The 22952-nt window shown below is 39.3% G+C and carries 22 protein-coding genes; 1 reads left to right on the forward strand and 21 read right to left on the reverse strand.

Annotation, left to right across the window (positions count from 1 at the left end):
- Positions 1–17: 17 nt before the first annotated feature.
- The 19 genes from galU to DD627_RS03540 all read right to left on the reverse strand — a co-directional run bounded on the left by galU (position 18) and on the right by DD627_RS03540 (position 18488).
- Entirely contained in the window at positions 18–926 is a 909-nt protein-coding gene (gene galU, locus DD627_RS03450) for a UTP--glucose-1-phosphate uridylyltransferase GalU (RefSeq protein ID WP_260266939.1), read from the reverse strand.
- A gap of 28 nt (positions 927–954) precedes the next feature.
- The gene (locus DD627_RS03455; RefSeq protein ID WP_260266940.1) at positions 955–1971 is read right to left on the reverse strand and encodes an NAD(P)H-dependent glycerol-3-phosphate dehydrogenase; all 1017 of its coding nucleotides are present in this window, start codon (positions 1969–1971) and stop codon (positions 955–957) included.
- A gap of 69 nt (positions 1972–2040) precedes the next feature.
- Positions 2041–2883 (reverse strand): prolipoprotein diacylglyceryl transferase, encoded by an 843-nt coding sequence (gene lgt / locus DD627_RS03460; protein ID WP_186806937.1) that lies wholly within the window; start codon positions 2881–2883, stop codon positions 2041–2043.
- 15 nt (positions 2884–2898) lie between these two features.
- Positions 2899–3840, reverse strand: a complete 942-nt coding sequence (hprK, locus tag DD627_RS03465; protein ID WP_068806933.1) for an HPr(Ser) kinase/phosphatase — start codon at positions 3838–3840, stop codon at positions 2899–2901.
- Positions 3841–3874: 34 nt separating this feature from the next.
- Positions 3875–4231 carry a phage holin family protein gene (locus tag DD627_RS03470; protein WP_068806930.1) on the reverse strand — a complete coding sequence of 119 codons (357 nt, stop codon included), beginning with the start codon at positions 4229–4231 and terminating at the stop codon, positions 3875–3877.
- A 14-nt stretch (positions 4232–4245) separates the two neighbouring features.
- Positions 4246–4581 (reverse strand): PspC domain-containing protein, encoded by a 336-nt coding sequence (locus DD627_RS03475; protein ID WP_260266941.1) that lies wholly within the window; start codon positions 4579–4581, stop codon positions 4246–4248.
- Positions 4582–4705: 124 nt separating this feature from the next.
- Positions 4706–5383 (reverse strand): phosphate signaling complex protein PhoU, encoded by a 678-nt coding sequence (phoU, locus tag DD627_RS03480; protein ID WP_260266942.1) that lies wholly within the window; start codon positions 5381–5383, stop codon positions 4706–4708.
- 15 nt (positions 5384–5398) lie between these two features.
- A complete protein-coding gene (gene pstB / locus DD627_RS03485; RefSeq protein WP_068806927.1) occupies positions 5399–6154 on the reverse strand; it encodes a phosphate ABC transporter ATP-binding protein PstB in 756 nt (251 codons plus the stop codon).
- A gap of 26 nt (positions 6155–6180) precedes the next feature.
- Complete coding sequence (gene pstB, locus DD627_RS03490) at positions 6181–6984, reverse strand: phosphate ABC transporter ATP-binding protein PstB (RefSeq protein WP_084254307.1); 804 nt, start codon at positions 6982–6984, stop codon at positions 6181–6183.
- A 14-nt stretch (positions 6985–6998) separates the two neighbouring features.
- Entirely contained in the window at positions 6999–7886 is an 888-nt protein-coding gene (pstA, locus tag DD627_RS03495; RefSeq protein WP_057784339.1) for a phosphate ABC transporter permease PstA, read from the reverse strand.
- Positions 7886–8809, reverse strand: a complete 924-nt coding sequence (gene pstC, locus DD627_RS03500) for a phosphate ABC transporter permease subunit PstC (RefSeq protein WP_260266943.1) — start codon at positions 8807–8809, stop codon at positions 7886–7888. Before pstC ends, pstA begins: the two co-directional genes overlap by 1 nt.
- A gap of 17 nt (positions 8810–8826) precedes the next feature.
- Complete coding sequence (locus DD627_RS03505; protein ID WP_057784337.1) at positions 8827–9681, reverse strand: phosphate ABC transporter substrate-binding protein PstS family protein; 855 nt, start codon at positions 9679–9681, stop codon at positions 8827–8829.
- Between the two features lie 156 nt (positions 9682–9837).
- A complete protein-coding gene (locus DD627_RS03510; RefSeq protein ID WP_260266944.1) occupies positions 9838–11268 on the reverse strand; it encodes a sensor histidine kinase in 1431 nt (476 codons plus the stop codon).
- A complete protein-coding gene (locus DD627_RS03515) occupies positions 11237–11956 on the reverse strand; it encodes a response regulator transcription factor (RefSeq protein WP_057784335.1) in 720 nt (239 codons plus the stop codon). Before DD627_RS03515 ends, DD627_RS03510 begins: the two co-directional genes overlap by 32 nt.
- A 29-nt stretch (positions 11957–11985) precedes the next feature.
- A protein-coding gene (gene prfB / locus DD627_RS03520; RefSeq protein WP_260266945.1) for a peptide chain release factor 2 occupies positions 11986–13102 on the reverse strand; the annotation gives its coding sequence in 2 pieces (ribosomal slippage) (positions 11986–13029 and positions 13031–13102; 1116 coding nt in all).
- Between the two features lie 83 nt (positions 13103–13185).
- Positions 13186–15552, reverse strand: coding sequence for a preprotein translocase subunit SecA (gene secA / locus DD627_RS03525; RefSeq protein WP_057784333.1), 2367 nt, complete (start codon positions 15550–15552; stop codon positions 13186–13188).
- 230 nt (positions 15553–15782) lie between these two features.
- Positions 15783–16346, reverse strand: coding sequence for a ribosome hibernation-promoting factor, HPF/YfiA family (gene hpf / locus DD627_RS03530; protein WP_057784332.1), 564 nt, complete (start codon positions 16344–16346; stop codon positions 15783–15785).
- A 137-nt stretch (positions 16347–16483) separates the two neighbouring features.
- Positions 16484–17173 (reverse strand): ComF family protein, encoded by a 690-nt coding sequence (locus tag DD627_RS03535; RefSeq protein WP_260266947.1) that lies wholly within the window; start codon positions 17171–17173, stop codon positions 16484–16486.
- Positions 17139–18488 (reverse strand): ATP-dependent helicase ComFA, encoded by a 1350-nt coding sequence (locus DD627_RS03540; protein ID WP_260274842.1) that lies wholly within the window; start codon positions 18486–18488, stop codon positions 17139–17141. The genes DD627_RS03535 and DD627_RS03540 overlap by 35 nt, the downstream gene beginning before the upstream one ends.
- A 48-nt stretch (positions 18489–18536) precedes the next feature.
- Between DD627_RS03540 and DD627_RS03545 the strand changes: the two genes are divergently transcribed.
- A complete protein-coding gene (locus DD627_RS03545; protein WP_057784329.1) occupies positions 18537–19181 on the forward strand; it encodes a YigZ family protein in 645 nt (214 codons plus the stop codon).
- Between the two features lie 33 nt (positions 19182–19214).
- Here DD627_RS03545 and DD627_RS03550 read toward each other — a convergent pair whose 3' ends face one another.
- Together DD627_RS03550 and kimA are read right to left on the reverse strand one after the other, a co-directional pair.
- Positions 19215–20423: a glycosyltransferase family 4 protein gene (locus DD627_RS03550; protein ID WP_057784328.1), complete on the reverse strand. Its 1209-nt coding sequence runs from the start codon at positions 20421–20423 to the stop codon at positions 19215–19217.
- Between the two features lie 248 nt (positions 20424–20671).
- Positions 20672–22507: a potassium transporter KimA gene (gene kimA, locus DD627_RS03555; RefSeq protein WP_057784327.1), complete on the reverse strand. Its 1836-nt coding sequence runs from the start codon at positions 22505–22507 to the stop codon at positions 20672–20674.
- Between the last annotated feature and the right edge of the window lie 445 nt (positions 22508–22952).

The raw sequence follows: 22952 nt of genomic DNA on the forward strand, positions 1-22952 counted from the left end.
CTATTTTGATTTCTTAATTATTTTGATTTTTTGCTAACTTTATCTTCTGCAGTTAGTTTAGCACCTAACTGCTTGATGTATTCGCGTAAATCATCTTTTACTTCGGGATGCTTCAAACCATATTGAATGTTCGTCTTTAAGAAACCAAACTTATTTCCAACATCATACCGGTCGCCCGAAAATACGTGAGCAAATACCCGTTGTGTTTTATTAAGCTCGTTGATAGCATCTGTAAGTTGAACTTCGTTGCCTTTACCAGGTTTTTGATTTTCCAAAATATCAAAAATTTCTGGTGTCAACAAATAGCGACCAATGATGGCATAGTCACTTGGTGCTTCTTCAGGGATTGGCTTTTCAACAAAGCTTTCAACGTTAAATAAATCAGGTTTAATTTTAGCTTGAGGTTTAATCACACCATACTTTGAAACTTCTTTATGAGGGACCTGCATAACCGCCAAAGTTGAAGCATGTGTTTCCTCGTAAGAATTCATGAGTTGCTTAGTTAATGGGACCTTATCTTCCATCAAATCATCACCAAGCATAACCACAAATGGTTCATCACCCACAAAATCCTTCGCCATTAATACGGCGTCACCTAATCCACGAGGATGTGACTGACGGATAAAGTACAAATTAATATCAGTCGTTTCTTCGACCAATTTTAAAAGATTATCCTTGTGCTTGGCTTTCAAATTGCTTTCCAATTCCGGAACAGAATCAAAATGATCTTCGATAGCACGTTTACCCTTACCAGTGACAATCAAAATGTCTTCAATTCCAGCTTTACGGGCCTCTTCAACAATAAATTGAATGGTTGGTTTGTCCACAATTGGCAACATTTCTTTAGGTGAAGCCTTAGTAGCTGGTAAAAAACGAGTTCCTAATCCAGCAGCTGGAATGATTGCTTTTCTAACTCTATCTGACATAAATAACTCTCCTTTATTTAAAATCTACTTACTCAATTTCGGGTTTGCCTTCGCGATCCATCAATTCTTCGATGGCGGTCTTTACATCTTTACCATTATATAAAACATCATAGATGGCATTGGTGATTGGCATGTCAATATGGTTTTGAGCCGCCAATTCATAAGCTGCTTGCGTTGAAGGAATTCCTTCAATAACCATGCCCATTGTATCAATAACTTCTTTTAAGGGCATTCCTTGACCTAATTCATTACCTGCACGCCAGTTACGTGAATGAACACTAGTGGCCGTCACAATCAAATCACCAACTCCAGATAAACCGATAAAAGTCAAAGGTTTTGCCCCTAAGGCAACTCCCAAACGGCTGATTTCTGCCAATCCACGAGTCATCAAAGCGGCTTTTGCATCATCACCATAGCCTAAGCCATGAAGGGCACCAGCACCTAAAGCAATAATATTCTTTAAGGCTGCTCCCGTTTCAACTCCAATGATGTCATCGTTCGTATAAACTCTGAAGTACTTATTCATAAATAATTTTTGAATTTTTTGTGCTGCTGTTTGATCTGTGCTTGCAGCTGTTACCAAAGTAATATCTTTTTTAGCAACTTCTTCAGCATGACTAGGACCAGACAAAACAACGATAGCTTGACGATTCTTTTCTGGAATTTCTTCTTCCAAAACTTGAGAAAGGCGTTTGTGCGTCCCCTGCTCTAATCCCTTGCTAGCATGAACGATAATTGGTTTGTTGCCAGTTTTTTCTAAAACTTCGACCATTTCGTTAGCTACCAAGCGCATCACTTTAGTAGGAACAACAAACAAGACAACTGCAACTCCATCGAGCGCTGCTTCTAGATCATCATAAGCAACTAACTTATCCGAATACTTAAATCCCGGAACATAGTGTTCATTAGTGTGCTTTTCGTTTAATTCCTTAACTTGTTCCGGTGCATTTGACCAAACACGAACATCGTTACCGTTCTCTGTTAACAGGTTGGCCAAAATACTACCCCATGAACCAGCACCTAATACCGCAATTTTCTCAGACATCAATATAACTCCTTATAATTAATCATTTCTTGTTCTACTTTTCCATTATCTAACAATCCCAGCGATTACTCAACTTTTCTGCGGATTTAATTCATTTCCATCTAAATACCAAGGATTATTTGTCAGCTTTTTCCTTCTAATAAACCAGAACGTCAGCCCACCGACAAACAAAATCACTGACAAGACCTGCGACACCCGAATCACATTTCCAATCATTAGACTATCAGTCCGCATCCCTTCAATAAAGAAGCGACCAAATGAATACCAAATCACATAACTAAGAAAAACTTCACCTTGCTTAAATAAATGTTTTCGATGGCGAAAACTCATCAACAGGATAAATCCCAAGATATCCCAGATTGATTCATACAAAAATGTTGGTTGACGATAGGCACCATTAATGAACATCTGTTGAACAATAAAATGGGGAATATGTAAATTTTGCAAAAACTGGAGGGACGTGATCCGTCCAAAAGCCTCTTGATTCATGAAGTTTCCCCAGCGACCAATTCCTTGAGCCATCAAAACTACGGGTCCTGCAACATCAAGCATGAGCCAAACTGGAATCCATTTGGATTTGCAGAAGAAATAAACAACCAAACCAGCTCCAATTAAAGATCCGTAGATGGCGATTCCCCCATCCCAGATAGCAATAATTTGACTTGGATGTTGGGAATAATAAGACCACTCAAAGGCTACATAATAGGCGCGAGCCGCTATTAAAGCGGCAGGTAACGCCCACAAAATCATATCGTAAATATCGTCGGGATCGATTTGTCTTTTCTTTCCTTCACGAACAGCCAAGAATGTTGCAATAACAACCGCACTGGCAATAATCACACCATACCAGTGAATCTCAAAAGGACCCAGTTTTAATGCAATTGGGTTTAGTGCCCCTAAAAATACCTTCACACCCGTCATCTCCTGTTAGTTGTTCTTCGAATTATCTTTAATTAACTCGTTCAAATTCTCGTCAAAAACCTTAGTTGCATCGTAACCCATATTTTTGGCTCTAAAGTTCATCGCCGCTGACTCAATAATAACTGCCAAGTTACGTCCAGTACGAACAGGAATCGCGATCCTTGGAATTTCGACATCAAAGAATTTACGTGTTTGTTGTCCATTACCTAACCGGTCAAATTGCTTATCATCATCCCAGTTTTCAAGATGCACAATCAAGTTAATATCCGTTTCGGTCCGCACAGCACCCGCACCAAACAAGTTCATCACATCAATAATTCCAACTCCGCGGATTTCCAAAAGGTGACGTAAAATTTTAGGTGCTTCGCCCACCAGCGTTTGTTCATCTTGCTGATAAACATCTACACGATCGTCAGCAATCAGACGATGTCCACGTTTAACCAGTTCCAGTGCCGTTTCACTTTTACCAACCCCAGAGTCTCCAGTAATCAGAACACCAAGTCCATAAATATCAACCAGTTCCCCGTGAACAGATTGCCGTTCGGCCAGTTTACCTTCCAGATAATTGGTCATATTACTCAATAACCGCGAGGTAGGTAAGGCAGAACCCAAGACAGGTATATTTTTTGCCTTCGCAGCCGTCGTTAGCTCTTCTGGAATTGGTAACCCACGCGAAATAACAAATGCTGGTGTGTCATCATGGGCCATACGCTGATAAACATCAAGACGTTCCTCACTGGTCATACTGCCTTTTGCATAAGAGATCTCGGTACGCCCAAACAGTTGCACACGTTCATGTGGATAGAAATTAAAATACCCGGTTAACTCTAAACCGGGTCGTGAAATATCACTAACTGTAATATCCCGTTTTGTTAAAAATTCTTTTCCGGAATAAACATCTAGTCTTGTTGATTTTACAAGATCTGCTACCTTCACACTATCTGCCAAAATAAAACCCCCTGTGATTTTATGACATGACGCACTATCGATTAATAAAATAATTCGAAATAATCGCATTTAAAATGGACATCAGCAGTGCAATCCACATAGTCATTCCAAACGATGAAAAATAGAAACTAGCTGATCCTACTAGAACCGAAGTTAATTGCAAGATAACCGCATTAATCACAATACTAAAAAGCCCGAGGGTCAATATTGTGATTGGTAAGGAAATCAACTGTAAGAATGGTTTGACTGATGCATTTAAAATAGCTAAAACTAAACTAGCACCAAGGGCAACCCAGACACTGGTGACCACAAAATTACCGCTATTTCGATAAAATCCTGCCAAAGCAATAAAAATAATTGCATCGGCAACTACTCTTTGCCAAAACTTCATAAGGCACCCTCCTCCTATTTTTGATGTTTAGAAGTTGGATCGTCCTCTTCTTGCACATCTTTAATAACTTTTCGTTTTCGGGATTGTGATTTTTGTTGTGGTTGGTCAAAACCAGTAAAGAAGTTTTCTGTAAAACCGCTGGTACGTTGTTCTTGACTTTCTGGCATTAACCAAGCCAGTAAAGCATAGATTAAAATTCCTGGCCAAATATGCGAGATTAATGTCAAAATAACAAAGACGACCCGCACAATTGAAGAATCAATCGCAAAGAAATTTGCGATTCCACCTAGGACACCTGATACCATTCGACTATTTGATTTTGTAAATTTTCGTTTTGTATTTGATTTCATAAGTTATTCACCTCAAGTTGTTAATTAATTATATTCTACAGCTTGTGTAGCTAAATTGGCAAACTTAACCCCTAAAATAAAAAACTTGATAGATTCTTAAACTTTCATCTATCAAGTCTATCATTCATTTTTCTTCTGGATGATGATCTGGGGTTAATTCTGCAAGATGACCCGTTTCATTGTAAACCACCCATTCCGCAATATTCCCAATATGATCACCAATGCGTTCTAAATAACTAGCAACCATCAAGTAACTTGCACTTCCTGTGATCACTTTTGAATCCTGTTTCATCATTTTAATTGTTTTTTCACGAACTTCCGCATAGTCCTCGTCAATTTTTTGATTTGCGCTCGCAATCTTTTTAGCACCCATCTCATCTTCTTTGACATAGGCATCCAAAACTTCCTCTAACATCGAACGCACATTATTGGTCATTTCGCCAATTTCGTTTTCAATTTCCTCAATCCGGTGTTCACCTCTTAACTGAATGGATTCTCTAGCGATCCCTACCGCATGATCACCAATGCGTTCCAAATCAGAACTCGCCTTTAAAACAATGATAATCCGCCGAAAATCTGTTGCCACTGGCTGTTGTAATGCAATTAACATTAAGGCTTGGTCTTCCAATTTGATCTCTTCCTCATTAATCTGTTCATCATGATCAATAACCTGTTGCGCAAGTAATTTGTCATGATCAATAAATGATTTTGAAGCCCGATAAATGGCCTCACTAACATTAATTCCCATTTCAGTAAATTTTCCATGCAATTTTTTGAGTTCATCTTCAAAAATTCCGCGCATCTTCATAACCTCCGTCTAGCCAAATTTTCCATTCAAATAATCACTGGTTGCTTCTTGCTTTGGTGCCATAAATAATTGTTTGGTCGAACCCGTTTCCACTAATTTTCCATCAAGGAAAAATGCCGTTTGATCTGAAATTCGTGAAGCCTGTTGCATATTGTGCGTCACAATGGCAACGGTAAATTTGTCCTGAATGTCCAACAATAATTCTTCAATTTTTCCTGCTGAAACGGGATCTAACGCACTGGTGGGCTCATCCATCAAAATAATTTCTGGGTGAACTGCTAAAACACGGGCAATACAAATCCGTTGCTGCTGGCCACCTGAAAAAGATAAGGCATTATCGGTTAAATTATCCTTAACTTCCTCCCAAACAGCTGCTTGTTTCAAACTCGTTTCGACCCGTTCCTGAATTAACTTATGATCCTTTATGCCAGCTAATCGTAGGCCAAATGCCACATTGTCAAAAACAGAGAACGGGAATGGGTTGGGCTGTTGAAATACCATTCCAACTTTTTTACGTAACGCCACCACATCGGTCTGAGGACTGTAAATATCTTTACCATCTAATTTTAAACTACCAGTAATAGTTACGCCACTTACAAGATCATTCATTCGATTTAAGCATCTCAGAAAAGTCGATTTGCCACTTCCAGAAGGACCAATTAAAGCTGTAATTTGATTTTTAGGAAAATCTAAGTCAATTCCGTGCAGCGCCTCATGATCTCCATAATATAGCCGCACATTGCGAGTTGTAATTATATTTGCCATGTTTTTCTCCTTCTACAAAGTTCCGGTTAACCAAAATTCCCAGAAATATAATCCTCAGTTGCTTGAATATGAGGTTTGGTAAAAATGCGTTCTGTACGATCAAACTCAAGAACATGTCCCATGTGGAAAAAAGCCGTATAATCACTAGTACGCGAAGCCTGTTGCATACTGTGTGTCACCATAATAATCGTGTACTGATTTTTTAGTTCAAACAAAGCCTGCTCAAGTTTTCCCGTTGAAATCGGATCAAGAGCGCTGGCCGGCTCGTCCAGCAACAACACATCCGGGTTCATAGCTAATGCTCGAGCAATACACAGGCGTTGCTGTTGGCCACCTGAAAGAGCCAAGGCACTACGATTCAAATCATCCTTAACTTCCTCCCATAAAGCTGCTTGCCGTAAACTTTTTTCCACCCGTTCTTTTAGCTCAACCTTTGATTTAATTCCCGCCTTTTGCAACGGATAGGCAATGTTTTTAAAGATGGATTTTGCAAACGGATTGGGTCGTTGAAAAACCATTCCCACATGTTTGCGCATTTCATAAACATTGATTTCTGGTGCATTGATATCAATTCCTTGATACACAATTTTGCCCTTTACCGTCGCAATATCATCGTTCATTCGGTTTAAGCAGCGTAAAAAAGTTGATTTTCCCGAACCCGAAGCCCCGATCATTGCTGTAATCGCATTTTTAGGAAACTGTAAATTGCCATCATACATGGCATGATAATCACCATAAAAAACCTGTAAATCCTCGGTTGACAACCCAATGGTGGTTTTATTTGGATCAAATTTGTGAATATAATTTTCTGTTAGTGAATATTTTTTCAATTAAACCACCTCATTTATTTGGACGCCGTGATTTTTCGATAAATTCGATTGCCTAGCCAGCGCGCCGAAAAATTAAAGAGGAGCACAACCACAATTAAAACGGCGGATGCCCCGGCCGATACTGCGCTTGCATCTGGCATAATTCCCTCTGAATTAATTTTCCAAATGTGAACTGCAAGTGTTTCGGCAGGACGCATTGGATTCAAAGGACTAGTTGGACTGAAAGGATTCCAGTTGGCAAAATTTAAAATTGGGGCACTTTGACCTGCTGTGTAAATTAACGCGGCCGCTTCACCAAAAATTCGACCCGCACTTAAAATTACGGCCGTCAAAATTCCCGGCAATGCTTCAGGAAAAATTACCCCTAATACTGTTTGCCATCGTGAAAATCCTAACGCCAACCCAGCTTCTCGTTGTAGTTTTGGGACAGCAGTTAAGGAGTTTTCAATGCTCCGGGTTAGAAGCGGCAGGTTGAAAAACGTCAATGCAATCGCCCCCGACAAGATTGAAAAACCTAGCTTAAATTCAACCACAAACAATAAAAATCCGAACAACCCGACAACCACTGAAGGTAAGGAACTAAGAACTTCAATTGCTACGCGAATGGTATTTGTCACCCAATTTTTAGGTGCATATTCAAATAAGTAAATACCCGCCCCAAGTGCAATTGGGAATGAAATTACAAGCGTCAGAACCAACAAATAAAATGAATTAAATAGTTGATCACCAATTCCGCCACCCTTTAAAAAAGCTTGGGAAGGTGAAGTTAAAAAATGCCATGAGATATGCGGTAATCCGGTTACCAAAATATATCCAATTAATGACAATAAAATTAACACCACAACACCAACTAAGAGGCTGATAACGGCTGTGGCCAGTTTATCAATTCTTTTTGCATTCATTATTTCGTTAACCTCCCTTTGCTTCCGATCACACGTACCAGCAGATTAAATGCTAGCGACATCAATAACAAGATTAAGGCAAGCGACCACAACGCATTGTTAGGCAGTGTGCCCATAACCGTGTTACCAATGCCTGTTGTCAAGACACTGGTTAACGTTGAAGCAGGTGAGATCAAATTGTGTGGCAACAATGAAGCATTTCCGATGACCATTTGGACGGCTAAAGCTTCACCAAATGCTCTAGCCATTCCAAAAATTATGGCCGTCAACAATCCGGGTACTGAAGCTCGCAAAATAACTTTATATATGGATTGCCAACGCGTAGCCCCTAGTGCCAAGGCTGCTTCACGATAAAAACCGGGCACCGATCGTAAACTGTCGACGTACATGGAGGTGATTGTAGGTAACACCATGACAAACAAAACGAGTGTCCCAGATAAAATTCCAAATCCAGTTCCTCCGCCCAAGGCACGAACAACTGGAACCACAATCGTTAATCCTACAAATCCATAAACAACAGAGGGAATTCCTACCAATAGTTCAATAACTGGTTGGAGAACTTTTTGTCCTCTCTTTGGCGCAATCTCGGTCATAAACAATGCCATGGAGACCGCAAACGGCGTGGCTAAAATAGCTGATAAAACAGTCACAGAAAAGGAACCTACGATCATTGGTAAAGCACCCACTTCTGGTGTGCCATCCTTGCCAACTTGACTAGGATTCCAATTCTGATGACTTAAAAAGTCCCACAAGGAAACATGACCTTTAAAAAAGGTCGCTAACCCCCTGGAAGCTACCATATAGAAAATGGAAACAACAAGTAGCCCAATCAAAAAAGTACATAAAAAGGCAACTAGCTTTCCGATTCGATCTTGTCGGGTTGCTTTAGAAGAACTTGTTAATTGTCGTTTGATCTTATCCAAACTTTTCACACTCCTTTCTATTTATGCCGAAGGTTCCCGTGATAATCTCGAGTAACCTTCATATCATGAATTGAAATATAACCTAGATCAGTAATTAGTGTTTTTTGATTTTTTGGTGATCTGACATAATTTAAAAACTGTTTGGTTTGCACATCAGGTTTTCCCTTGGTATACATGTGTTCATAAGACCAAATTGGCCATGCATTCGTCATGACGTTTGCTGCAATTGGCTGAACACCATTAAGGTTCAATGCCTTTACTTGGTCATTGACATATGAAAATGACGTGTAGCTGATAGCTCCAGGAGTGGCCGCTACAATTTTTTGGACGGTGCCGTTAGAATCTTGTTCCTGGGAGCGCAATGCTGTTTTACCAGCAAGAACAATTGCTTCAAAGGTGTTTCGAATGCCGCTTCCTTGAGATCGATTAATTACTGTTATTTTTTGCTTTTTACCGCCAACTTGTTGCCAATTCGTAATTTTACCTGTGAAGATTTGACGAAGTTGCTTAGCGGTTAAATTTTTTACTGTGACTTTTTTATTAACAATGGGCGTAATTCCCACCACAGCCACTTTATGATCGACTAATTTTGCAGCTTTGATTCCTTCTTGATCTTCTGCAAAAACATCTGAGTTGCCAATTGTGACGGCTCCAGACTGGACTTGACTCAAACCAGTCCCCGAACCTCCGCCTTGAACGGTAATCGCCACATTCGAATTTACGAGTTGATAGTTACTAGCAGCTCGTTCAACCAGTGGCTGTAAGGCTGTTGACCCCACAATTGTGATTGCGTGTCCCTTCTTAGTCCCACACCCGACTAATCCAACGGCTAATATTCCAACCGCAAGAATTACCCCTATAATTCGCTTCATTTATTCCATCTCCTCTCGACGTTACATCTTGAGTTTATCTACTGTGTGTTTAGCTATCATGTTGTTCATGTAAAGGTTGTGTAAAGATTAAAACGCAAAAAAGGCACTAAATCACGAACCTTGTCATGATTTAGTGCCTGTATATTAGTAATGTTTTTATATTTCTGTATTTGGATGCCAAGTTTTAGGAAAGGTTAAAATAAATTTAGAACCCTTACCCACTTCAGAATTGAGGCGAATTTCGCCACCTAGGTTTTTGACACTTTCAGCTACAATTGGCAGTCCTAAACCAGTACCACTGATTAATTCACCTGATTTATTGGAACTGACTCGATAAAAACGTTCAAAAACTTTATGTTGTTCATCAGCTGCGATCCCAATTCCGTCATCTTCTACAATTAGTTGCCAGCGATTATTAGTCTCTGCATAGGATAACGTAACTTGTCCATGAGGGTGATTATAGCGAATACCATTGGCCACCAAATTTTTAATGATTTGGCCTAACTGTTGAGAATCAGTTTGAACTGTCACATCCTTAGGAATCTTATTGGAGACCGTGACCTGGTGTAGCTGAATCCCACGATGCAAAAGATCAATTTCTTCCTGTCCTAAAGCGGCTAACTCACAATCCGAAATTTGTAATGACTGTTCATCATCTGATTGCGTCCTTGAAATTGATAAAATATCATCAGCCAATCGAACTAATTTTCGACTTTCTTTTTGAATAATACTTAAAAATTCATCCAATTTGTCTGGATCATTCTTCGCACCATTCATCAGAGTTTCTGCAAATCCAGAAATGGCGGTTATTGGCGTCCTTAGCTCATGACTAGCATTGCTGACAAAATTCAACTGCATTTGTTCCACAGTCCAAGCCTCAGTAATATCATACAATAACACAATCACCTCAAAACGATGGTGAACTTGTTTATTATAAACAACGGTTGCCTCAACCACTTTTTCATTAGGTTCTCGTTTCAAGTGAAGGGTCCGGTGATGACTGCGTTTCGTCTCAAAAGTTCGTTCAATCAATGCCTGAAGTTCTCTTTGTTTGATATCCATTGTATAAGGGTGCGGATCCGATTTAATTTGCAACTGCAATAAATCTACCGTAGCCGGGTTCGCCAATTGGACTTCACGATGCCGATTAATTACCAACACACCCACCGGTAAATTGTTCACAATGGCTTTTAGTTCATTACCTTGATTCGTCAGATTATGGATTTGATGGCGATCATGGGATTCAATTTTGTTGACGGTCATCGTGAGTTCATAAAACGGATCATCTTTTGGTAACACAATTTGGCTAGCTTTTTCACCATTCAAAACTTCTTGCAGTTTTTCGTTTAAAGCGTCTTGACGCATTTGCGACTGGCGCAAATTACTCCAATAAACAACTACTTCAATAGCAGTCACAAAAATTGTAATAGCAAACAGTAAGATATAGTTAATTTCTTTTGTACTAAAACTATGCTGCCCCTTTTGAACTGCTCTTAACACTAAAAAAGCCATCAACAGGTTCCCGACAAAACTAGTCAGAAAAAAACGTAACGTTCTATTCAGCAGTCTTTTTTGTATTGAATTCATATCCAAAGCCTCTCACTGTTAAAATTAATTTTGCATTTTTGGGATCATCTTCAATTTTGTCGCGTAAATGACTAATGTGAATATCCACCATCCGCGTCTGGCCTGCATAATCGTAACCCCAAACGGCATTTAATATCCGTTCGCGACTTAAAACCCGATCCGCATGATCCCATAAATAAACCAGCAATTTGTATTCATTAGGTGTTAAGGCTACTTTTTGGTGGTTTTTTTGGACTTCATAACGGTCTAAATTTAACGAAAGATTACCTAAATACCGAATTTCTTGACTGGTCTCAATCGGCGCAACCTTTTTTTGACCATTTTCCGTTCGGCGTAAAATTGCTTTAATTCTTGCCACTAGTTCTCGAGGACTAAATGGTTTTGTCAGATAATCATCCGCACCAATTTCAAAACCAATTATTTTATCTAGTTCGTTATTTTTAGCTGTCAAAATAATAATTGGTGTTTCTTCTTGAGTTCCTCGGATGCGTCGAATTGCCTCTAAGCCATCAATTCCTGGCAACATTAAATCCATCACAATCAAATCAGCTTGCTTGGTTCTTAGCCAAGCCAAAGCTTGTAAACCGGATCCGACGCTTTCAACTTGAAAGCCAGCCTCGTTCAAGTTATACGTAAGTAACGTAACAATTGAAGGCTCATCATCGACAATTAAGATCTTTTTATTCATCAAACCCGCCTCCACTTGTTTGCCTGACATTACTTTGGATTTGCCTGTTGTAGTTTCCATTGAAGATAGGCATCGATGAACCCATCTAGATCCCCATCCATCACGCCGGAAACATTGGCTGTTTCGTAGTTAGTTCGATGATCTTTAACCATGGAATACGGGTGAAAAACGTACGACCGAATTTGTGATCCCCAACCAATTTCTAGTTGTTTACCTTCAATAGCAGCTTTCTGCTCTGCTTTTTTCTGTTCTTCACGTTCATACAATTTAGCACGCAACATAGCCATCGCTGTTTGTCGATTTTGCAATTGTGAACGTTGGGCTTGACTAGCCACCACAATACCGGTCGGTAAATGCGTAATCCGTACGGCTGAGGAAGTTTTGTTAACATGTTGCCCACCAGCACCACTTGAACGATAAACATCAACTCGCAAGTCATCCGGTTTTATATCAACTTCGACAGAATCATCCAGTTCTGGCATAACATCCACGGATGCAAATGAAGTGTGCCGTCTACCCGCCGCATCGAAGGGAGAAATTCGTACGAGCCGGTGCACACCCTTTTCAGATCGTAAATAACCATAAGCATTATGGCCAGCAATGACCACACTCACACTGTTCAGTCCGGCAACGTCACCAGCCTGATAATCTTCAATTGAAACAGTAAAATTGTGTTGTTCTGCCCATCTTGTGTACATTCTTAAAAGCATTGATCCCCAGTCTTGAGATTCTGTTCCCCCGGCTCCGGGGTGAATTTCAAGAATAGCGTTATTAGCATCATACTTACCATTTAAAAGAAGGCCCAGTCGATATTCCCTTAAAGCTTTTTGTGTACTCGTAAATGAATTCTCAAATTCTGCTTGCATGTCAGGATCGGCTTCAAGTTCAAGAAGTTCTTCAGTTACTTCTAAGTTTTCTACTTGTGATTGAAGATCATGAAACTGATCATATTTTTGCTTTAAGATATTCGTTTCGTCAATTAACTTCTGTGCTTTTGCTTGATCATTCCAAAAATTGGGTTCTACCATCTTGGCCTCATTGATAGAAATACTTTCACTTAGTTTATCGAAGTCAAAGCGACCCCCTAAAGTCAGCGACTTCTTGTTTCATTTGATTAATTTGCTTTTTTGCTTCACTTAATTCCATTTTTTTAGCTCCTTAAATTTAACCTTAAAAAAAGATTGGCCAAAACATAGTGTTTTGATGCCAACCTTTCTTTCTGAACCAAATTATCGTTGGATATTTTGACGAATCTCTGACTTCAAGAACAGACGAGTTGCATCATATTCAATATCTGAAACCATTTCTTCAAACATACGATAACCATCAGATTGATATTCAACTAATGGGTTTAATTGACCATAACCACGTAAACCAATTGATTGACGGAGTTGGTCCATTGCATCAATATGCTCAGTCCAATGGGCATCAACAACACGCAAAATAACAACCTTTTCAAACTCCAACATTTGTGCTGGATCATAGAGCTGCTTTTCTTTTTGAGCATAGATTTCCTTTGCTCTGTCCAATAAGTATCCCTTAATTTCCTCTGATGTTTTACCTGCAAAATCGCTAAGCCCAATACTATCTTCATTAACCATATTCGATTTAGCAAAATCTAAAATAGTTTCTAGATCCCACTTCTTCTTGTCAGGTCCTTGGGTGTGCACATCCACAACTTGGTTGACAGTCCGCTCAATCATTGGCACCATGACATTCTTCAAAGAAGTTTTTGCCATGATAACACGCTGACGTTCGCCATAAATAACCTCACGTTGCGCACGCATCACATCATCGTACTGTAAAACATTCTTACGAGAATCGTAGTTATTACCTTCGACTCGTTTCTGGGCAGACTCAACTTGTTTGGTAATCATGCGACTTTGAATCACCGCATCATCATCAGAAACTTTAAGTCGTTGCAATAAATTCTTAATTCGTTCGGAACCAAAACGAATCATCAAATCATCTTCAAGTGATAAATAGAATTGAGACATACCTGGATCACCTTGACGACCTGAACGGCCACGAAGCTGATTATCAATTCGTCGTGACTCATGACGCTCAGTACCAATTACGGCCAGTCCACCTAATTCCTTAACCCCAGGGCCTAACTTGATATCAGTTCCTCGACCAGCCATATTAGTTGCAATCGTTACAGCACCTTTTTGACCGGCATTCATAATGATCTCAGCTTCCTTGGCATGGTTCTTTGCATTCAAAACAACATGTGGAATTTTTTCTTCATCCAACAAATGTGACAAATGTTCAGAAGTTTCAACCGCCACAGTACCTATCAACATTGGTTGTCCTTTGGCATGCAACTGCTTGATCTCATTTACAACAGCATTAAATTTACTTTCCAAGGTTGGATAAAGAAGATCAGGACGATCATCTCTGATCATTGGACGGTTAGTTGGAATAGAGATAACTTCCATGTTATAAATTTCACGAAATTCTTCTTGTTCAGTTTTAGCAGTACCGGTCATCCCTGATAGTTTATGATACATACGGAACAAGTTTTGATAAGTGATATTGGCCATGGTCTTGGTTTCTTCTTGAATCTCAACGTTTTCCTTGGCTTCAATGGCTTGATGCAGCCCATCAGAGAATCGACGACCTTGCATAACTCGTCCTGTAAATTGATCAACAATTAAAGCTTCACCGTCTTGCACAACGTAATCTTTGTCTTTTAACATGATGTAATTAGCACGTAACGCTTGATCCAAATGATGAGTTAACGAAGCGTTATCCACATCATAAAGGTTTTCTAGATTGAAATACTTTTCAGCCTTTTCAATTCCATTATCAGTTAAAGAAATTGATTTTGATTCCCAATCGATCTTGTAATCTTTTTCAGCCGTCAATGTTTTTGCAAAGCGATCCGCACGACGATACATATGAGTACCATTTTCTGATTGTCCAGAAATAATCAATGGTGTTCGGGCTTCATCAATTAAAATGGAATCAACTTCATCAATGATCGCAAAATTCAATGGTCGTTGAACCATATCTTCTTGGTAAACAACCATGTTATCCCGTAAATAATCGAAACCAATTTCACTATTGGTTGAATACGTAATATCAGCCGCATAGGCAGCTCGTTTTTCTTCTGGTGATTTTTCTGCAATGTTTAAGCCCACGCTCAAACCGAGCCAGTTATATAACTCACCCATTTCAGTCGCGTCACGGCCAGATAAGTATTCATTAACTGTGACAACATGAACACCTTTACCAGCCAAAGCGTTCAGATAAACTGGCATTGTAGCAGTTAAGGTTTTTCCTTCACCAGTTTTCATTTCAGCAATATTACCTTCATGCAAGACAATACCACCCATGATTTGGACATGGAATGGGAAAAGACCAAGCACACGTTTGGCACCCTCACGAGCAACCGCAAAAGCTTCTGGTAAGATGTCATCTAAAGTCTCACCATTTTTTAAACGTGCTTTAAGTGCAGGTGTTTTTGCTTGTAGATCTGTATCAGATAATTGACTGTACTCATCTTTATATGCTTCAACTTTGTTAGCCAAACGGTCCAAACGTCTTTGGTCACGTTTATCACTTTCAACCCATTTTCTTAATACATTAGCCATTCAACAGTTCCCCTCTTAAATCTAAACTTTTTCATTTTTTAAATTACATATTTGTTATTCTAAAAACTTGTAGACCATATAACATTTTAACATTACTACGCCTATTTTTAAACAAAAGAGTTAAGAACCTCGCATTAACTATACAAAAAGAACTGAAAATCAAGAAATCAGATTTGAAATCACACTCAAATCGATCACTTTCTTTTCAGTTCACAGGTTATTTTATTTAACTAATCATCAGATTCAATCAAGCCATAACGGCCATCATTACGACGATAGACAATGTTAACAGCATCAGATTCAGCATCTTGATAGATAAAGAAATCATGTCCCAACATATCCATTTGTAAAACGGCCTCTTCGCTGTCCATTGGTTTTAGTGAAACACGTTTTGTTCTTACAATATCAAATTTTGATTCAGATGAATCTGTATCTTCATCATCGGCATCAAGATCTGCACCGGGAACTTCAACGCCTTTATATCCCTTTTCACGAGATTTACGATTAATTTTTGTTTTATATTTGCGGATCTGGCGCTCCAACTTATCAGTGACCAAATCAACACTTGCATACAGATCAGGTGATGTTTCTTCAGCTCTCAGTACCAAATATGGAAGTGGAATTGTAACTTCAACCTTGGCTGTCTTGTCTGGATGAACCTTTAGATTTACATGAGCCTTAGCATTCACACTAGAATCAAAATATTTTTCTAGTTTACTAATGCGTTTTTCCACATAATTTCTAATTGCTTCTGTCACTTCAATATTTTCGCCACGTACATTAAAATCAAGCATAAATCTTCTCTCCCTTCAGTAGCAAGCATTTGTGCTCGCCCAAACACGATATTGAAAGGACCACTCTTCTAATATCTTGCTTAATTCCATTATAAATGAAAACGCTATTATTAACAAATAAAAACGAAAAAAATTTATTATCGACATAACGTCACACTGTCAACTTTGCGACATCCCGCCGCATACAGCGTTTCGGCAGCATGTCGAAGCGTTCGTCCTGTGGTATAAACGTCGTCGAGTAACAAAATCCTTTTATTTTTAATCTGTTCCGGACATTCTACATCAATTTGAAAATGATTACTAGTTTTCAAGCGTTCTCGTCGTTTCTTTTGTGACTGTCTTTTTTCCTTCTTTTGACGATCCATCACAAGAAGGTCCGTTGTGGAGAGCTCTGTAAGTAATCCAGTCACTTGATTAAACCCACGCGTTTGCCAGGTTTGGCGATCTATCGGTAAAGCCACTAAAAAGTCCACCTCTGTCTGCATGCCAATAAAATGAGAAAAAGTGACATCAAAAACGTGCCGTAATTGATAATTACCTTGGAATTTATAATCGTGCATATACGTTTTCATTGCTTCATCATATTGAAATAATGCTCGATTTGAAAAATCATAAGTTGTTTTAGCTTGCCATTTTAGACAATCTTGGCATAATTTTCGAGAATTTTGCTGCCGACCACACCCTTCACAGCTCATCTCCCGATCAATTTTATGAAAGGCCGCTAAGCAATCTGAACAAGTTGTTGTAACCCTTTTCTTTTGGGGTAACATCAGAAAACCTAGCGGCCATGATTCACGTATTTGGCGATGACACAGCAGACAGTCCATTTTCTTCCTCCTTTGCCTTGTGGTTAACAAACTTTATTTGTTGAATGGCTTTTTTCACAGACCGAGATAGTCCCGCACAAATAAACAAAACGTTACCTGTGGGGCGTTTCGGACTCCGACCCACCCGACCAGCTATTTGAACCAAAGCAGCTGAAGAAAAAGTATCATCATCTGCACCAAGCACACAAACATCAATTTCCGGGAAAGTCACCCCGCGTTCTAAAATAGTCGTCGTAATAAGCCCATTAACTTCGTGATCACGCATCAATTGCACTTTTTCTAATCGTTGATCGTCTGCCGAAAAAACGGTTGTCACGTACAATTTGGGAAAAGCTTGATTGACTGCCTTTTGCACAAACTCTAGATGACTAATGTGCGGAACAAATAATAGAAATTGTCGCTTAGATTCTTCACACTGTTTAAGAAACTGTTTCACGGCACTTGGCAATTTCTTGTTTTGGATTTTACCATACAAGTTTAAGGCTAACTTTGTTTGAATTTCCGGCAGTGGAAAGCCATGAAAACGACGCGGTAAATAGCTAACTTGTAGTTGCTTTTGATGAACCTTTTTTAATAACTCATCACCAGGAGTAGCTGTTAAAAACAAACAGGAACCCGTTGTCTTCTTAGCTTGTGCTGTCGCAAATAACAGTTGCTTATTTTGCGCATAGGGAAATGCATCTACCTCATCAATAATCAAAACATCAAAAGCATGGTAAAATCTTAATAGTTGATGGGTTGTGGCAATTGTCAATTGTGTGTAGCGGTAGGGTTCAGTTTGCCGCCCATGCAAAAGCGTAATCTCTACATGTTGAAAAGCGGCTTGCAGCCGTGGGAAAAGTTCTAAGCAAACATCTACTCGTGGCGATGCCAAACAAACTCTTTTACCATCCTTAAGTGCTTCATTGATTCCCGGGAAAAGCATTTCCGTTTTTCCGGCTCCAGTGACCGCCCAAAGCAAATGATCTCGACCTTGTTGAAACGAGTGAATAACTTCTTTTGAACAGCGTTTTTGACTGGTTGTTAATTGCCCTTGCCACGTTAAGTAGTGATCCAACTTTTTGAAATGATTGGGTTCCACTAAAGTGAAGAAATTATCTAAAGTAGTTACCCGCCCTAATTGAATACAGGCGGGACAATAAAATTCTTCATGTGGTAGCGCAACTTGCGCTTTAACTAACCAAGTATTGCATCGTAGGCAACGCACTCGTTTTTCTGATACAAGCATGGTTGGCATTTTTCTTAGTTTAAACGTCGTATTTTTCTCTGCTCGTGACATGAGTACTAAACTACCATAAAAATCAGATTTTTCCATTTTTCATCCCCAGTTAATAACATACGTAAAAGAAAGGTGATATTTTTTATGACAAGTAATTTTATTACAATTTCAAAAAACGGCTCTCATGAACTTGAGATAAAAAAATCACGCTTCATTGCTACGGGATTTCGCATTCAAACCGAACCAGACGTCAACCAGTTTCTCACTCAAATCAAAACAACCCATCACAAGGCTAATCACCATTGCTTTGCTTACATGCTTGGCAATGATAATCATATTCAACGGGCAAGTGACGACGGAGAGCCTTCAGGGACAGCAGGGGTTCCAATTTTAGAAGTCCTTCAAAAAAATGAGGTGCACAACGTTTTAGTCGTCGTTACCAGATACTTTGGTGGTATTAAATTAGGTGCTGGTGGTTTGATCCGAGCATACAGTAATTCAACCTCGCAATTATTAGATGAAATCGGGTTAGTTGAACGTATTGAACAAACCGATTTGCTTCTTACCATTGATTATTCACAGTTTGATCCACTCACACACTGGTTAAGCGTTCATAAACTAATGATTCAGGATACACAATACACTGAAAAGGTCCAAGTTACGGTTCCTGTAGCGACACCACAAGTTGAAAATTTTGAAAAAAAGCTCACCGATTTTTTCAATGGTCGCATTTCATTTCAATCTCAAGCCAACCAATTTAATGAAATTCCTTTAGATAATAAGCATTAAAAAATCTGCCCAAATATGAATCGGACAGATTTTTTAATGCTTATCTTTTTGATGAGACTCAGAACTAGCCTTTTTTTCTTTTTCTTGCTTTTGTGCTTCTCTAATCTTTGCAACTCGCTGCTTTTCTTCTCGCTCAGTTTCGAGTTGATTACTGGCTTCTTTAGACGTATTCGAAGTCACAATCTTTTGAATCCAGTTTAAAAGTGGCCGCCGATCCTGTCCCACAAGCCCGATTGCCTCCACAAACAGCTCCAGACCAATTAAAATTCCAATGGTGAGCAAAACAGAGCCCCAAATAGGAGAAATTGGATAAAGTAACGCAATAAATGAAAAAATAAGTGAAATACCATAGATCACAAAAACTGTTTGCCGATGCGTTAACCCCATTTGCATCAATCGATGGTGTAAATGACGTTTATCCGCATGTGAAATTGACTGTTTATTCAAAATTCGTCGTAGCATTGCAAAAACGGTATCCGTAATTGGCACACCTAAAATCATCACAGGAATAATGACAGATATAAACGTTGCATTTTTTAACCCTGACAATGAGAAAACGGATATCATAAATCCAATAAATAGAGCCCCAGTATCGCCCAAATAAATTCGCGCCGGAAAGAAATTATAAGGCAAAAAGCCAATTTCTGCTGCTACCAGTGTAAAAATCATCACAACTGTGTAAATATTTGGCGTCGGTAAGAAGAACAAACCTGTTACCCCAGTTGTAAATAGAGCAATAATCGAAACTCCGGTAGCCAAACCATCCAACCCATCAATTAAATTAATGGCATTCGTGATTGCTGCAATCCATAGATAAGTAATCGGAAAACTCAACCAGCCTAAACCAACCGTGCCTAAAAATGGTATCGTCAACGTGGTCATTCGTACATTTGCAAAAACAAAGACTTCTATTGCCGCAAGTGAAATCCCGATCATTTTTTGATAAGGTTTTAACACAAAAATATCATCAATCACACCAGTAATCACGATGATACATTCGCCGCCAAAGATGCCCCATAACTGTCGGGTTGGGATTTGCGCTCGCAACAAAAAGAAAGTTGCAAAATTAAAAGCCAAGAAAATTGCCAACCCACCCATCGTGGGCATGGGAATCTTGTTTACTCGTCTTGCAGAAGGCTCATCCACAGCGCCAACTTTAAAAGCGAGTCGTCTAACAAACGGTGTTAACACAGCAGATATAATTGCTGTAGCAAATAAACTTACAATAATTTCAAATCGCATGTTAGACCTCTTTTCTAGATATTATAACTATTATACAAACCCCACAAACGTAACACAAGTTCAATTCAAGATAACATGACTACTTTAAATCAAACAAAAGAAAGAGAAAAAATTCGGTTTGTTTCTGGGTATAGCCTAAACTAAGCGGAAAAATCTGGCCTTTCCAACATTTTAGAAATATAAAGAGGCCGCGCAAAAACATAATTTTTGCGCGGCCTCTTATTCACACACTTAAAATAATAAGCTTTTTACTCATTTAAATGGTAATGATACGTTGAAACAATGATATTTTCTCGTGAATTCAACGCTGCTCGTAATCGCAAACCAGTTTGGTTATGCAAAATATTTTGCCAAGGTCGACGGGGCACAAATTGTGGCACAAGCACAGTCGTGGTGTAGTTTCTTTCTGCCGCGCGACGTGCAATGACATCACAAAAACGTAATGTTGGATTAGCAATTGAACGATAGGATGAATGAATATCCACAAACCTAACATCCGGATACTCTGCCTTGAATTCAACCGCCGTTTTGTGCTCTTTTTTGGGATCCGCATCAAAGGAAACGTGCATGGCAATGACATAGTCCCCAATCGAACGGGCATAATTAATGGCTCCTGCTGTCACTCTCGTTACGTTGCTGACTAACACAATGACTGTTGATCCATCATAGTCATGCAGCTGAACTTTTCCTTTAGCCGCAATTCTGAGCTGCTTAGCCACTTTAACGTAGTGTTGATGAATTTTATAAAACAAACGTAAAAGAGCTGGCATAACAATTAGATATGGCCAAACATTGCCAAAATGTAAGAAGAACAAGCAGATAACCAGACCAAATGATAAAGCCGCACCAAGTAAATTAGCTGATGACTTTAATAACCAGTGTCCGGTTCGCTCACGGAACCAATGAATGATCATCCCTGATTGTGAAAGTGTAAATGGGACGAAAACTCCGACGGCATATAATGGAATTAAGAGACTAGTTTGACCATGGAAAATGATAATTAAAACAATCGCTCCGACCGCTAAAGAAATAATACCGTTTGAATAGCCTAAACGATCTCCCCGATCCATATAGGCATGGGGCATATATTTATCTTTGGCCAAATTGTAAGCCAACATCGGAAAGGCCGAAAATCCAGTATTTGCGGCCACAGCTAAAATCAAAGCTGTTGATAACTGCAATAAGTAGAATAATAAACCGTGACCAAACACGCTTTCCCCAATTTGAGAAAGGACAGTTTGATTAGCGTTTGGTAAAATTCCACCAGCATAACTTAGAAAGGTAATTCCGGCAAAGAAGACAGCCAAAATTAACGCCATAATAGCTAATGTGTTGGCCGCATTTTTTCTTCGTGGTCGCTTGAAGTTAGGAACCGCATTACTAATTGCTTCAACCCCAGTTAAGGATGAGGAACCTGATGACAATGCCTTTAAGAAAAGGACAACTGTCATCCCTGGTACGGCCGATCCAACACTGGCCGCAGCGTGGGCAACTACTCGTCCGGTAATAATATTGAAAAAGCCTACCCCAATCATAATTGTGATCATAATGATGAACAGGTATACCGGGAAAGTTAAAAACGAGGCTGAATCACGTAGGCCACGTAAATTAAGTGCCATAATTCCGATTACAATCAAAATTGCGATGGGCACCGCATAGGCATGCAAACTTGGAATTGCCGAAGTAATGGCTTCGGTTCCTGAAGTCACACTAACAGCAACGGTTAGCATGTAATCAACTAATAAAGATCCTCCAGCTACTAATCCAGCAGATTGTCCCCAGTTGGTGCTGGCCACAACATATGCCCCACCACCTGATGGATAGGCATTGATGATCTGCCGGTATGAAATCGTAATCGCGAATAGCAGAACCAACACAATTCCTGCAACCGGTAATGCATACCAAGTCGCTGCCGCCGAAAGAACCAACAAAACGGAAAGAATTTGTTCAGTTCCGTAAGCGATAGATGACAAAGCATCTGATGACAATAAAGCTAAGGCTCTAAACTTTGTTAATGATTGTCCACCCTCGTCCAAAGTCTTAAGCGGTTTTCCAATCAAGAGCCGTTTTAGATAACGCCACATTTTATAATGCTCCTCTACAAAAATAAAATTAACCCGAGCAAAAACTCGGGCAGTGCAAATCAAAAATAAGTTTACTACAAATGAACTTGTTATACTATATCAAGTTTTCATACTTTCATGAAATTAGCTTACGTAAAGCAAAACTAATTACCTCGCAGTCCATTCAAACACATCTCACAATGAAGTGCAACTTTAATATTCATTTCCATTTTTCAATTTAAGTTTACGTGTTTTTTGAGGATCTAAAGGTTGAAAGTATCAAAATTATTATATCAGTGTGTTGATCGCAAAGATTAGACTTAGTCTGAAAGCAAATGGGCTCAGTAGTGTCGTTTATCTTAGCGGGTTTCCTTAGATAAAGGCCGAGCTTGGGGACGTGGCTTGCGGCACCAAGTCGTGCCCACTATTCCGCCTAGTAATGATGATTTTCGTTCCGAAAATCTTT

The organism is Pediococcus sp., from assembly GCF_003533255.1.
In the GTDB taxonomy this organism is placed as follows: Bacteria; Bacillota; Bacilli; order Lactobacillales; family Lactobacillaceae; genus Pediococcus; species Pediococcus parvulus.